Annotated in this window: 16 protein-coding genes and 2 tRNA genes; 3 read left to right on the top strand and 15 right to left on the bottom strand. The window is 30.1% G+C overall.

Going from position 1 to position 14302, the window contains the following annotated elements; translation table 11 throughout:
- The 3 genes from trpA to AC5SMR_RS00455 are packed head-to-tail and all read left to right on the top strand — an operon-like array spanning window position 1 to window position 2946.
- On the top strand, window positions 1-798 hold the full coding sequence (gene trpA, locus AC5SMR_RS00465; RefSeq protein ID WP_494576973.1) for a tryptophan synthase subunit alpha: 798 nt from the start codon (window positions 1-3) through the stop codon (window positions 796-798).
- Complete coding sequence (locus tag AC5SMR_RS00460; RefSeq protein WP_011281746.1) at window positions 795-1724, top strand: acetyl-CoA carboxylase carboxyl transferase subunit beta; 930 nt, start codon at window positions 795-797, stop codon at window positions 1722-1724. Before trpA ends, AC5SMR_RS00460 begins: the two co-directional genes overlap by 4 nt.
- Window positions 1678-2946 carry a bifunctional folylpolyglutamate synthase/dihydrofolate synthase gene (locus AC5SMR_RS00455; protein ID WP_494576972.1) on the top strand — a complete coding sequence of 423 codons (1269 nt, stop codon included), beginning with the start codon at window positions 1678-1680 and terminating at the stop codon, window positions 2944-2946. Before AC5SMR_RS00460 ends, AC5SMR_RS00455 begins: the two co-directional genes overlap by 47 nt.
- Here the strand turns inward: AC5SMR_RS00455 and AC5SMR_RS00450 are convergent.
- The 15 genes from AC5SMR_RS00450 to dcd form a co-directional block, all read right to left on the bottom strand.
- Window positions 2943-3260 (bottom strand): thioredoxin family protein, encoded by a 318-nt coding sequence (locus AC5SMR_RS00450; RefSeq protein ID WP_494576971.1) that lies wholly within the window; start codon window positions 3258-3260, stop codon window positions 2943-2945. The genes AC5SMR_RS00455 and AC5SMR_RS00450 overlap by 4 nt on opposite strands.
- Before the next feature lie 75 nt (window positions 3261-3335).
- A complete protein-coding gene (locus tag AC5SMR_RS00445) occupies window positions 3336-4763 on the bottom strand; it encodes an exonuclease domain-containing protein (protein ID WP_494576970.1) in 1428 nt (475 codons plus the stop codon).
- A gap of 1 nt (window position 4764) precedes the next feature.
- Window positions 4765-5454 (bottom strand): hypothetical protein, encoded by a 690-nt coding sequence (locus AC5SMR_RS00440; RefSeq protein ID WP_494576969.1) that lies wholly within the window; start codon window positions 5452-5454, stop codon window positions 4765-4767.
- 37 nt (window positions 5455-5491) lie between these two features.
- Window positions 5492-6589, bottom strand: coding sequence for a DNA recombination protein RmuC (locus AC5SMR_RS00435; protein ID WP_494576968.1), 1098 nt, complete (start codon window positions 6587-6589; stop codon window positions 5492-5494).
- 181 nt (window positions 6590-6770) lie between these two features.
- Window positions 6771-7460, bottom strand: coding sequence for an ATP phosphoribosyltransferase (hisG, locus tag AC5SMR_RS00430; RefSeq protein ID WP_494576967.1), 690 nt, complete (start codon window positions 7458-7460; stop codon window positions 6771-6773).
- Window positions 7460-8512, bottom strand: a complete 1053-nt coding sequence (locus AC5SMR_RS00425) for an ATP phosphoribosyltransferase regulatory subunit (RefSeq protein WP_494576966.1) — start codon at window positions 8510-8512, stop codon at window positions 7460-7462. The genes hisG and AC5SMR_RS00425 overlap by 1 nt, the downstream gene beginning before the upstream one ends.
- On the bottom strand, window positions 8490-9887 hold the full coding sequence (gene hisS / locus AC5SMR_RS00420) for a histidine--tRNA ligase (RefSeq protein WP_494576965.1): 1398 nt from the start codon (window positions 9885-9887) through the stop codon (window positions 8490-8492). Before hisS ends, AC5SMR_RS00425 begins: the two co-directional genes overlap by 23 nt.
- Before the next feature lie 5 nt (window positions 9888-9892).
- A tRNA-His gene (locus tag AC5SMR_RS00415) sits at window positions 9893-9967 on the bottom strand.
- Between the two features lie 235 nt (window positions 9968-10202).
- Entirely contained in the window at window positions 10203-10415 is a 213-nt protein-coding gene (locus tag AC5SMR_RS00410) for a cold-shock protein (protein ID WP_006997426.1), read from the bottom strand.
- A gap of 88 nt (window positions 10416-10503) precedes the next feature.
- Window positions 10504-10579 (bottom strand) — tRNA-Phe (locus AC5SMR_RS00405).
- 5 nt (window positions 10580-10584) lie between these two features.
- A complete protein-coding gene (infA, locus tag AC5SMR_RS00400; protein WP_006997427.1) occupies window positions 10585-10800 on the bottom strand; it encodes a translation initiation factor IF-1 in 216 nt (71 codons plus the stop codon).
- Window positions 10801-10802: 2 nt separating this feature from the next.
- A complete protein-coding gene (hisD, locus tag AC5SMR_RS00395; protein WP_494576964.1) occupies window positions 10803-12089 on the bottom strand; it encodes a histidinol dehydrogenase in 1287 nt (428 codons plus the stop codon).
- The gene (locus tag AC5SMR_RS00390) at window positions 12089-12484 is read right to left on the bottom strand and encodes a DUF2948 family protein (protein ID WP_006997429.1); all 396 of its coding nucleotides are present in this window, start codon (window positions 12482-12484) and stop codon (window positions 12089-12091) included. Before AC5SMR_RS00390 ends, hisD begins: the two co-directional genes overlap by 1 nt.
- Complete coding sequence (gene murA, locus AC5SMR_RS00385) at window positions 12484-13737, bottom strand: UDP-N-acetylglucosamine 1-carboxyvinyltransferase (RefSeq protein ID WP_494576963.1); 1254 nt, start codon at window positions 13735-13737, stop codon at window positions 12484-12486. Before murA ends, AC5SMR_RS00390 begins: the two co-directional genes overlap by 1 nt.
- Before the next feature lie 2 nt (window positions 13738-13739).
- Window positions 13740-14297, bottom strand: coding sequence for a dCTP deaminase (gene dcd, locus AC5SMR_RS00380; RefSeq protein ID WP_006997431.1), 558 nt, complete (start codon window positions 14295-14297; stop codon window positions 13740-13742).
- Between the last annotated feature and the right edge of the window lie 5 nt (window positions 14298-14302).

Genomic DNA, 14302 nt, shown 5'->3' with positions numbered 1-14302 from the left:
ATGTCATTAATCAACTTAGCATTTAAAAAAGTAAAAAATGAAAAGAGACCTGCATTACTAACTTACACGGTAGCTGGAGATAATACTAAAAAGAAGTCTCTTGAGATATTAAAATCAATTGCAAAATATGCTGACATTTGCGAAATAGGATTTCCTCATAACACTCCAATTGCAGATGGTGGACAGATTCAATCAAGCGCTTATAGAGCTTTAAAAAATGGTATCAAAATTAAAGATGTTTTTTCAATAGTTAAAAATTTTAAAAAATCAAAACAATCAAAACCAGTAATATTGATGGGTTATTATAATATGATTTATCAATATGGAGATAATAACTTTATAAACATTTGTAAAAAAGTAGGAGTAGATGGATTAATTGTTGTTGACCTTCCTTATCCAGAAAATAAAGAATTTGCAAAAAAATGTAAGAAAAAAGATATTAGTTTTATTCAATTAGTATCTCCTACTACGTCTTTAGACAGAATGAAAAAGATTATAAGAGACTCACATGATATGGTCTATTATATCAGTATGCTCTCAACAACTGGTGGCAAGCTAAAGGTTTCGCCTAAAAAAATTTTAGAGCGTTACAGTAAAATTAAAAAACTTAACAAGAATAAGAATATTGTAATAGGCTTTGGGATCACTGAAAAAACCATAGCATCTTTAAGAAAGGCTGATGGATTAGTGGTTGGCAGTGCTTTATGTAAAGAAATATCAAATTCTATTAAAAAACGCCAAAATCCTGTCACAAATGTAACTAATATTGTGCTAAAGTTAAGAAAAAAAATAGCATGAATTGGATTAAAAAAACTTTAAGATTTGGTGAAAAGATTAAAACCATCATTAAAGCACGTGCAACCAAAACAGAGATAGCTAATAGTGACTGGACCTCATGTTGTAAGGGGCCAATCTTAAAAAAAGATTTAGAAGAAAACTTATGGGTTTGCCCATCTTGTAACAAACACCACAGAATAAGCCCACGTCAGAGATTTGACATTATATTTGGTAAAAATAATTATGAAGTTTTAAAAACTCCAATTCCTCAAGATGACCCTTTAAATTGGAATGATGCAAAACCTTATAAAGATAGATTAAAAGCTGCTAGAAAAAAAACTGGCATGGATTGTGGAATGATGGTTGTTAATACTAATATTCTAAATTTAAAAATCACAGCAATTGCATCTGATTTTGATTTTGTAGGTGGCTCAATTGGTGCTGCAGAAGGTGAAGCTTTTTTGTACGGAATTCAACATGCAATAGAAAATGAACAACCTTTTGTAGTGTTTACTTCCGGTGGCGGAATGAGAATGATGGAAAGTCTTATATCTTTAAGTCAAATGACAAGGACGACACTTGCAATTAACGAACTAAAGAAAAATAATTTACCCTATATTGTTGTTCTAACTGATCCAACTGCTGGTGGTATTACAGCGTCATATGCAATGTTAGGTGATCTACACTTAGCAGAACCAGGAGCTCTTATAGCTTTTGCAGGAGCTAGAGTAATTCAAGGCACTGTAAGAGAAGAGTTACCAGAAGGCTTTCAAAGAAGTGAGTATGTAGAAAAAACTGGCTTTGTAGATTTAATTGTAGAGAGAAAAGACCTAAGAGAAAAAATTGGATCATTATTATCAATATTGTTAAAGAAAAATTCTGCTATAAATTCATCAGAAAATGAAACTTCAGAAGATAGTAGAGCGCTTACAAAAGCTGCATCCTAAAGAGATAGATCTAAGTCTAGATCGAACTAAAAATCTTTTAAAAAAATTAGACAATCCTCAAGATCAAATTAACTGCATTTCTATTGTTGGCACGAACGGAAAATTTTCAACTATCCAGGCACTTTATACAATTTTAAAAGAGGCTGATTATAAATGTAATATTTATACCAGTCCTCACATTCAAAAAATTAATGAGAGATTTGTCTTTAACAATAAGACTCTAACAGATGATGAATTAGCCAATCTTTTTTCTGAAGTAGAAGAAGCTAATAATCAAACACAAATCACTTTCTTTGAAATTTTAACTGTTGCTTATTTTCATTATGCAAAGAAATACCCTGAAAACATTAACTTAATTGAGTCAGGTCTATTTCATAGATTTGATGCAACCAATATTTTAAAAAAAAACTTAGCTAGTATTGTAACAGCTATTGGTCTGGATCACTTAGACTGGCTTCCAAAAGAAGAGCAAACAGTTGAAAAAATAATATTTGAGAAAACATCCACCTTGTTAAACTCTAAAATCGTAGTTGCAAAACAAAGTTCAAATGAAATAAGCAAAAGTATTGAAAATACAATTAAAGATAACTCTTCTAAAAAAATAATCTTTAATAAAAATTATAATTTTACATTAAAAGAAAATGATTTTTTTTATTTTGAGGATGAATTTGGTGCTCTTAAACTTCCAAAACCTAATTTACCTGGAGAATTTCAATTAGAAAATGTCTCTACAGCAATTGCAACTGCTAGACAATTAACTGACTACAAAATAACTGATGAACATATTAAGAGTGGTATTACTAAAATAGAAAGTATTGCACGACTACAAGAGTTAAAATCTGGAAAATTAAAAGATTTAACTAGTAATAATTTATTATTTGTTGATGGATCTCATAACCCACTTGGTGCAAAGGTATTAAATGAATATCTTCAAAGTCTAAATTGTAACAAACATATTATTTTAGGAATGATGGCCAACAAAGACCACAATAAATATATGAGTTACTTTAAAGATATTAAATCATTAACAACAATTGACATTCCAAATCAACCCCATGCTATTAAGGGAAGTGAACTTAAAGAGAAAATTAAAGATTTTGAAAATATTATTTATAAAAATTCTATTGAGGAGGCAATTAGCTCAATTGATCTTCAAGAAAATGATATTATTTTAATAACAGGATCTTTGTATCTTGCGGGAGAAGTTTTAAACTTAAACTAGATATTCTTATTTAGAAATTCTTTCATTTGACTCTCAGCAACTCCACCAACTTTTCTGTCTACTTCAACACCTTTTTTGTAAACAATAACAGTTGGTACACCTCTTATACCGGCAGCTGAACCTGTGTTAATTCCACCATTTTCTATGTCAGCATAATAAAAGTTTGCTTTATCTTTGTAGCTATCTGAAAACTTATCCATGATGGGTTTAAGGCTCTTGCACGGAGCACACCATTCTGCAGAAAATTGAACTACAGAGATATCTTCATTCTTAATTTTTGTTTCAAATTCTTCGTCTTTAAAATCAATAAGCATGTTTCATATATAAATTCTTATTAGATTTATTCAATATGTAAAAAATGATTTTTTTAGTTAATTAACAGAGACTTATTATGCTTGTTCGTATTTTTTTTGAATACCTTCTACGAACCCATTAATTTCGTCTAGAAACTTCAGCTTTTTCTCATCTTTTTCGTTGGTATATCTATCTCTTAAATTATCACACTCAAAATAAAATTCTTTGCATGTCCACCATTTTTCTTTTTCATCACTTAATATTCTTTCAGCTATTCCACGTTTAATAGTCTTAAACATATCAGGTGGAAGTGTCTCAGGTGATTCTTGATATATTATCTTTTTTCCAAAGCTTACCATTCTCTCGTCTTCAAATTTATCTAATAATATTAATTTATCTTTCCAAGAAGCTGCATGCCATTTTGGAAATAAAGCTGTATCTTTTTGAGGAGTAAATTTTTTATAAATTGTCTCTTCTGCCAGTAAATCAACTTGAGAATCGAATTGTGCTTTTTCTTCAGCTGTTTCTCGTAATGCGGTTAAAACATTTTGAGAAAATCTCTCATTACTGTTTACTAATTTTGCTCGCTCTTTAATTAGATCAGGGTCAAGATTACTATATGGTTCAACTTGTAGTCCGTAACTTGCGTCTAAAATTATAGGAGCTTTATTTGATCGTATAGTTCTTAAAAACTTTAATTTTTTAATAGCACTTTTAAGTTCAGCAATTGACATATCAAATAATGGAATAGGATCAATTTTAAGATCAAAAGCTTGGCCCCATTGATAAATTGGGTGAATACAATGTTTTGGGTGAAGTGGTGCAACAACAAATCTATAATTTTTACCAAAATGATATTCTGCTAATGTAAACATTTTTTCAGTTTTAAATATCGTCTCAGTATCACTCTTGTTTGCTGTTCTTAAAAAAGTATTCCAAGTCTGAGGTTGATTTTTTTTAATTAGTCCTAAAACCTTAACGGTTAGTTCTGCATCAAATAAAGCTGAATGAGCTCCACTTGATTCAAAGCCATTCATTCTAGCTAACGACTCTAGTTTCATTACCGCATTACCTTTTGCATTTATTTCAGTTTTTATAACACTCTCATCAACTGCATGGGCACCTCTTGCAATATTTAAACCATCATGTCTTTTGTTTGGGGTTGCATTTGTAATATATGGATATCTAATTCCTCTAAAGAATTCGTTTCTTATCATCTCATCATCAAAGCCAATGTTTGACCAACCCATGAATATTGCTGGGCTCCATTTTTTAAATGTTGCTTCTAACTGAGATAACATTTGGTAATGACTTAAATTTCCTTTAGTTAATAAATCAACACTAGTCTTGTTAACTATCAAAGCCATTGCTTGAGGAACTTCTCCTTCTGGTAATCTACATCTAAAATTAAAACGATCTAATTCTTTAAAATTTGGGTCAACTAAAATACCACCTACTTCAATAATACTTCCCCATGAAGTATTGGCACTACTAGATTCGATGTCCCATATTGCTAAATTCATATTAGTTCATATTCCGTTGATGATAGTATTGTTCTACTTTTTCTAAAAACTTGTTTTGGTATTCTTCTAGTTTTTCACCTTGAATTCTAAAGTCTTGGAATAAATTATCTACAGTGCAAAGTAAAACAATTCCTTGGGTTATTTTTGAATTATGGACAACGTTATGAGCTAATGAATATGCGCCTAATTGAAGATAATAGTCCTCAATCCACTCTTCTTTTTTTGGTTTATTGGATTGTTTAAAATCAATGATAGTTTCTTGCCCTTCATACACACCAACTGCATCACATGTACCTGCGTATTTTCCAGGATAATACAACGTTGCTTCAGTACCATAAATTTCTGACAATTTTCCTTTAATACCTTGTTTGATAATTTCGTCTGCCATTTTTTTAGATTTGCTAGCCTCTTCTTCTAATAGCTCTAAATTTAATTGACCTAATAAATATTTTTCTAAATGAGAATGCATTGATGTGCCTCTGCTTGAAGCATCATTTTTAATTCTATTTGCTTCAGCAGCTCCCACTCTTGCCTTCCAATTTGCAAGGGATGCTTTTTTTTCTTCACTTTGTGTTGCTTGTAATATGGAAGTTACTGAAGGAAGCTTTTCTTGATTTACAGCATACATCCTTGAACCACTCACCATTGATCTCATAGATTTTGGATAAGTAAATTTATTATTCCACTGCATATACTTTGTTATAAGCGGTATTGAAGAAAAAAAGAAATTAATTTTTTGCTTGTTTTGAATGGTCAATAAATTTTTCTACATTTTCTGTTTGAACGGCTTTATCAACTCGTTCAGGATCTTTAATATTTTCTAGGCTTCTGCTAATCGATCTTGCATCTGTTCCAAACTTATCAACAACAATCATTGCTTCTTCTAATTTTTTTCTAAGAGCAACTATATTTTCAAAATGTTTTCCAAATCTTGAGCTAATTGTTTTTAGATGATCGTAGATTTCTGTTGCACCTTTTTGAACCTTTAGAGATTGAAAGCCCATGTGTAATGATTGTAAATAAGCAGAAAGAGTATTTGGACCACAGATTACAACTTTATGTTTTTTCATTAATTCTTGAGTTAATAATTCTTTAGTAGTTGGATCTTGGTATTCAGTTAGTTCTTTATATAAACTTTCAGTTGGCGCATAAACTATTGCAAAATCTGTTGTCTTTGGTGGAACAATATATTTTTCATTAACGCTCTTAGCTTTAGCTTTAAATGCAGTAGCTAATTTTGCTCTTGCATCTGCAACAGCTCTTTTGTCATCCGCGTCATAACCATCGGTAATTGCTTTAAATTTTTCTACTGGGAAATGACTATCCACTGGAACTAGAACATCTCCTTGAAGCTTAATTGCAAATTCAACATTTTCACTTGTGTCCTCTTTCATCTTAACGTTAGTCATGAATTGAGAAGCAGGTAACAAGTCTTTAATCAGTGCATCTAATGAAAACTCTGCAAGAGTTCCATATTTTTTAACTCCAGCTAAAATTTTCGTTATACCTTCTTGGCTTTTATTTAATAACTCTACTTGGTTATTAAAATTTCCTACTTTTTCATCAACTTTTGTTAAGGCCTCTGTCATATCTTTTGTTACCCCAGTTGATAGGTTGTTAAATGAAGTCGACATTGAACCAAGTGAAGTATTAATAGTAGTATTTAAGGTATCTTTTAATGAAGTAATTTCTGTCTTTAAATTAGCCATCTCTTCAGCTTCTTTATTTTCACTACCATCTTTTGGCTTAGATCTTAAGTTTAGATAAAGGATTGCTAAAGCAACTCCTAACAACAAGACTAATACGGTTAATAAAATTATGTCCATGATTCTAGGAGATATTTTATAGTAAAAATTTGATTTATATATGTAATTATTTAAAACTGTCCCTATGGAATTAATCTTAATACTAAAAATACTACTTATTATAGGAGCTATTGTTGCAGCTTATGCTGTGCTTAGAAACCTTGATATTATTAAGATTATCTTAATTTACGTAAAGGATACTTTACTTCGAAAGTAACTTAACTAGTTTTTTAACCAAACCATTTTTTAAAGAGGGTTTTGAAGTCATCATGCAGGCTTCTGACTTTAAAATTTCACCATCTTTAAGAATTCGAAGATTATTTGCTCTTAGAGTTTCACCAGACGAAGTAATATCAGTTATAATTTCAGATGATTCTGTAAAAGGATACGCTTCAGTTGCACCTAAACTACTAACTAATTTAAATTGAGTAACTCCTTTTGAAAACAAAAACTCCCTTGTTAAATTCGGATATTTTGTTGCCACTCTTAATCTTTTTTTCTTTTTATCTTTAAATTCAAAAGCAATTTCTTCTAAATCAGCAACTGTTTGGACATCAATCCAAGGATCTGGGATAGCCACAACCAATGTTGCTTTACCAAAGTCATAATTCTTAACAACACTTATTTTTTTTTGAATATTTACTTCACTTTCTTTTAATAAATCAAATCCAGAAAAGCCAAGATCTAAAGAGCCATCTCCAAGTCTTTCAACTATCTCTCTTGCATGAAGATATAATACTTTAACATTTTTCAAGTTTTTAATAGATCCTAATAAATCTCTTTCACCTCTTTCTGAGATTAAATTTAGTTTATTTTTTTTAAATATCTTTAGGATATCAGCTCTCAATCTGCCTTTACTTGGAATTCCGATATTAATAATATTTTTTATCATTAGTAATTTAAATTTAAAGCAGCTCCTACTGCTGGAACTTGTTTTTTTGATCCAAGATCTGAAATTAGTTTGTCATAACGTCCACCATTAATGATGTTAATATTTTTAGATTTAGATTTAATATCAATTTTAAAGACCATACCTGTATAATATTCTAATTGACGCCCAAAAGACGCTGAGAACTCTACATTTAATTTTTGAATTTTATTTAATGAAGTTGGGAAATATTTTTGATCCACAACTAAATTAATTTTATTTTTTTTAAAAAAGATATTAAGTTTTTTAGCAGCTTGTCCTACTGGACAGTTAATTTTTAAAAACTCTCTAATAATTTTTGAAACGTTTTTACCTCTACTAGCTCTTCTTGGATCTTTAATCTTGTTATCAAATCTCTTTAAAATCTCTTCAATTGATCGTCCAGCAACTACTGTTTGCTGTTTATCTTTTAGCATTTTTTGATATCTCTTTTTATCAACCTCAACAATTGTTGGGTCAACATCAGAGTTTGTCTCTAATCTTTTTAATAAATCATTGAAGTATACTTCTCTCCAAAAGTGTCTTGAAAGCCTTAACTTCCATCTTTTTGGGATATCTAGTTTTGAAATTAATAAATTGAAAATCTCAACGTTACCAATTTTTAAAGTCCCTGATGAATATTGTAAATTAGATAGAGATTTTAGTGCTGTATTAATAATTTCTTTATCATCTTTTTTTTCATCTTTAGAACCAATAATCTCAAAACCAACTTGATCTCTAATAATAGAATCTTTTTTATTATTTGATTTTCTGTAAGCCTGACCGCTATAAAATATTTTCTCTTTTCCTTTAAGATTGTTTTCTAAGTATCTTAAACATGATGCTATTGTGAGATCTGGTCTTAGACAAAGCTCACTACCATTTTGATCAGTAAATGAAAAAATAAACTTTCTAAAATTTTCCCCAGATCGTTGAACGATATGATTGGCCTCAATTACTGAAGGTAAATCAATATATTTAAATCCTTTAGATTTAACCGATCTAAGAATTTTTTCAGATAAATTTTTTGATTTCATTAATTAAATTTTCTTTTGGGAACGTTAACTGATTGTTTTCACCTTTAACTCCTAAAAGGTTTTTTAAAGTAATCGTATTATCTTTAAATTCATTTTCACCACAAATAACAGCTATCGGGCATTGTTTTTTATTAGCATATGTTAATTGTTTACCTAGATTTTTTTTACTATCTAAAAATATTTCAGAGTTAATATTATTGTCTCTTAAAACTTTTAAAATTTCATAATAATTTTTTAAATACTTTTCATCCATTACACAAATAATGACTGGTTTTTTCTCATCAACTTCAATTTGATCAAGCTGCATCATAGCAAATAATAATCGGTCAACACCAATACTCATTCCAGTTCCAGGAATATCAACTCCCTTAAATCTTGAAATTAATTTGTTATATTGTCCACCTGAACAAATACTTCCTATGTCAACTTCTTTACCTTTGTTATTTGTTGTCTTAAAATTTAAATTTGTTTCAACACAAAATCCGTCATAATAAGCAAGACCTCTAACAATTGTAAAGTTTGTCTTTATTTGATCTAAATAATCTCCATAACTTGCTATTTCTAATAATTCCTCTAGTTCTCTAATTCCTTCTTGGGATAAAGGGTTTTTTAAATTTTCTTTTAATTCTTTTAAATCTTTTACTTTCAAGAAGTTGATTATTTGTGCAGCTTGATCATCATTTAAGTTGGCACCCTTTGTAACAGCTCCACTTGCATCTAATCTCTCTTCTTTTAATAAATCTTCAACTCCTCTTAAACCAAAGCCAGGCTTATCTAACTTATCTATTGCTCTCATAACCTTTATCTTCTTATCATCAGATATTTTAAGGTCTTCAATTAAACCTTGAACAATTTTTCTATTACTAATGTTAACAACGAACTGATCTTTTTTTAAACCACAGGCAAGAAGTGTACTTGCAATTAAATTACAAAGTTCGGCATTGGCTTGAGCTGGATTAACGTTACCAACGATATCTGCATCACATTGTAAAAAGCTTCTATAGCGAGCATTGCCTGCTTTTTCGTTTCTCCATACATCACCCATTTGATATCTTTTATAAGGTAAGGGTAATTCCTGATTATTTTGAGCAACAAATCTAGCTAATGGACTTGATAAATCATATCTAAGTGTAATATTTTTCTCCCCATCTTTGAATGAGAATACGTCAGACATAGGATTGCTATCATCATCTGCAAGAAATGATCCTATGTTCTCTGAAATTTCAAATGAAGGCGTTTCAAGAGCGCCAAAACCAAATTTTACAAAATTAGCTTCAATAATATTAATTAACTTTTTCTTGAGAATTAATTTTTTGCCCCATCGATCTTCAAATCCTGAGGGTAACCCAGGAATTAGTTTATTTTCTTTATTCATCTTTTTGGTACCCGGGCTGAGAATCGAACTCAAACTTAAAGTTCCACAAACTTTCGTGCTAACCGTTACACCACCCAGGCATTCCTTGTGTTTATATTATTTTTGTGTGGATTTAAAATTATATTATAAATAAATAGCCTAAAGGCTATGGAAACAAAGTCTGTGAGTACTTCTTGAAGTCTCTCTGTATGTAATATTTATAATCATGATCAGTCTTTTAGACAATTAAGAATAATTTTCAACACCTAAATATAAAAGGACGTTAACCTTATTTTTAAGGATAAAACGCCCTTTTAGATTTTTGAAGTTTAAGAACTAGTCTATTTTTTTTAAATTTACAGCTGAAGGGCCTTTCGGGCCATCCTCCATCTCAAATTCTAGTTTATCACCTTCGTTTAGAAAACGCATACCTGCAGTTTTTACTGCTGATGCGTGAACGAATGCATCTTTTTCTTTATCTTCTCTTTCAATAAAGCCAAAACCTTTTTTACCGTTAAACCACTTTACTGTTCCTTTTAGTGTGCTCATTTTTACTTATCCTTTTATTATTTATATAAAAAATTATTTTATTTTTTTTATTTTTTCAATAATTTTTTGGATTTTTAAAGGGAGGTGGTGGTGGCCCCAACTGGACTCGAACCAGTGACACACGGATTTTCAATCCGATGCTCTACCAACTGAGCTACAGGGCCCCTTATTAACCTCTAAAAGTGATACGACCTTTGGTCAAATCGTAAGGTGTCATTTCAACTTGAACCTTATCACCTTGAAGTACTCTAATTCTGTTCTTACGCAATTTGCCTGCAGCATGAGCTGTAACAATATGGCCGTTTTCTAATTTTACTCTAAACATTGCATTTGGTAATAAATCCTCAACAATTCCTGAGAACGACAGCATTTCTTGTTTTGACAAATTTATTTTCTCCTAATTCTTTTTTCTACCGACTTAGCGTGTCCCACTAAACCCTCGTAGTTTGCAAGTGTTATAACTGATGGACCAAGGGTTTCAATCCCTTTTTTTGATAGGTTTATATATGAAATTCTTTTATAAAATTCATTAACACTAACCCCACTTGAATATCTTGCTGAAGAATTGGTTGGCAATACATGGTTAGAGCCAACATTATAATCTGTCATTGCCATTACAGCGTATTTTCCTAAACAGATAGATCCTGCATTTTTAATCTTACCCACTACCGTTTTATAGTTCTTAATATTAAGCTCTAAGTGTTCAGGAGCAATTTTATTTACTGTGTTAATAATTTTTTGGTCAGACGGCATATGAATTAAAATTCCATTATTAAGTAGACTATTTTTTGCAATCACTGCTCTAGGCAATTCTTTTAATTGATTGATAATTTCATAATTAACTTTTTTAATAGTTGATTTGTCTTTTGAAATTAAAATACATTGAGCAAGATTGTCGTGTTCTGCTTGACCTATTAGATCGCTCGCTATCCATTCAGGATTTGAAAACTTATCACAAACAATTGTCACTTCAGAAGGACCTGCGATCATTCCTTCAATTCCAACATCTCCAAATACTTCTTTTTTTGCTGCAGCAACATAAGAATTTCCAGGGCCAACAATTTTGTCAACTTTTTTGATTTTCTTAGTACCATATGCAACAGCTGCAATAGCAGATGGTCCTCCAATTGAATAAATCTCTTTAATCTTACATTTTTTAGCAGCATATAATACCGCAGGATTTTGTTTACCTTTTTGACCTGGATTAACCATAACTAGTCTTTTCACTCCAGCAACAATTGCAGGTACTGCATTCATTAAAACACTGGAAGGATATGAAGCTGTTGAACCAGGTACATAAATTGCAACTGATTCAATAGGTACGTATTTATACTCTAATTTATTTTTTAGTTTGTCTGTATAAGAAATGTTTTTAAATTTTTGTAATGAATGGAATTTATAAATTCTATCATAAGCAAGATCGATTGCCTTTTTAACTTTTGGATCTAAAGACTGAATAGCTCTATTAATTTGTTTTATGCTTGGGGCAATAATACTATTTTTATTAAATCTCTTTTCATACTTTAAAATAGCTTTATCTCCATTTTTCTTAACATCTTTAATAATTTTAATAACTGAAACTGAATTAAGTTGGACTTTATTTTTTCGTTTAGACAGTAATGCGTCTAAAGTTTTGTCAAAGTTTTTATTTTTACTATCTAATATCTTAATCATTAATCAGCTTTGTTTTGGTCATCTAAAGTTACTTCAATTATTTCTGTCGATAATGTAATATATGCATTGTTTGTAAACATTAAGTTTATCTCATAATTGTCATTATTTTTTAAATAATCCATCCCAATTAACTCTAATTTTTCCTCAGGGTCGTTTTGTTTAATATTTTTAGATTTAACTCTATCTACAAATTCAAATTTGCAAATACTAGTAATTTTTTTATCTTGTTCTTCCGTTTCTACTTTAGATCTTTTTAATGATAATAGAAAAACTTTGTTTTTCTGAAGATACTTAATTTCATTAACTTTAACTTCAGCTCCAGAGCAACATGCTGAGATTACTTGTAATCCCTCATTATCTGTAGCTATAATTTTTGATAAATATTTTTTATCCATTAATTAATTCTCTTAATTTTAGCCCCTACTTTTTTTAATTTCTTCTCTATATCTTCATAGCCCCTATCAAGGTGATATATTCTATTAATTACTGATTTTCCTTTAGCTGTAAGAGCTGCAAGAATTAAAGATACAGAGGCTCTTAAATCTGTGGCCATTAATTCTGCTGCTTCAAATTTGATATTTCCTTCTATGCTTGCTTGATTTCCATTAATAGAAATTTTAGCTCCCATTCTATTAAGCTCTGCAACGTGCATAAACCTATTTTCAAATATTTCTTCTTTAATATGAGATCTTTTATTAGCCTTACATAATAATACCATCATTTGTGCCTGCAAATCTGTTGGAAACCCTGGATAAGGAGATGTTTTAATATTTATATTTTTAATCTTTTTACTTCCTTGAATAAGGATTTCATTTTTTTTTAAAGTAATTTTTGATCCTACTTTTTTTAAGATATTAATTTCTGTACTTATTATCTTAGGATCAATTCCTGTAATTTTCAAATTTCCTTCAGTTAATGCTGCAGCTATTAAATAAGTTCCAGCCTCTATTCTATCCGGCATTACTGAATAATCTAATTCTTTAAGATTGTTCACTCCTTCAATTCTAACCGTTCTCTTTGCAGTCCACTTAATATTACACCCCATATTAATTAAAAAATTAACTAAATCTTTAATCTCAGGTTCAATCGCACAATTTGATAAAGTTGTTTTTCCTTTAGCTAAACATGCGGCTATAATTAAATTTTCTGTAGCACCAACTGAAACTTTAGGAAATTTTATATTTGCTCCTATTAATCCTTTGGGTGCATTAGCATGCACATAACCTTGGATAATTTTATATTTAACTCCAAGTTTTGATAGAGCTTGTAAATGAATATCAACAGGTCTTGTCCCTATTGCGCAGCCGCCAGGTAATGAAACTTTTGCTTTACCAAATTTAGCAAGTAATGGTCCTAAAACTAATATTCCTGCTCTCATAGTTTTAACCAAACTATAAGCTGCAAAAGTTTTTGTTTGCTTGGTATTTTTGATAATCAATTCTTTTTTATTATCTTCAATAATTGAACCTAATGACTTTAGTAAAAGTATCATTGTTTCAATATCTTTTACCCTTGGGAGGTTTGCTAAAGATATCTTTTTATTTGATAATAATGTTGCAGCTAAAATAGGAAGGGATGCATTTTTAGAACCTGAAATTCTAATTTGTCCCTTGAGCTTTGCTGCCCCAAAGACTTCTAATTTTTTCATGATTATACTTTTGGTAAAGTTACTCCAGTTTGACCCATATATTTTCCTTTACGGTCAGCGTATGAAGTTTCAGGAGACTGATCTCCTTTTAGAAATAAAAATTGTGCAACACCTTCATTTGCATAAATTTTTGCAGGTAGCGGTGTGGTATTAGAAAACTCAAGAGTAACTGTTCCAAAAAACTCAGATTCAATTGGAGTTACATTAACTATGATTCCTGTTCTTGCATATGTGCTCTTACCAACAACAATACACATGATATCTCTTGGTATTTTAAAGACTTCAATAGTGGTTCCAAGAGCGAAAGAATTAGGAGGAATGATAATATAATCAGAGCTTTTTTTGGTTACAAAATTATCTGAACTAAACTCCTTAGGGTCAACGATAGAAGAATTAACATTATGAAATATCTTAAATTCATCTCCTACTCTTGCATCATAGCCAAATGAACTAAGTCCATAAGAAATTTTACCATCCCTGACTTGCTTATCTATAAAAGGAGAAATCATTGACTGCTCAACTGCTAACTTCCTTATAGATTTATCAGAAAGTACTGACATTATTT

The sequence above is a fragment of the Candidatus Pelagibacter sp. PS_28 genome (assembly GCF_059417885.1).
Note: the sequence above shows the minus strand (reverse complement) of the source record. Positions and strands in the feature narration are given on the sequence as shown.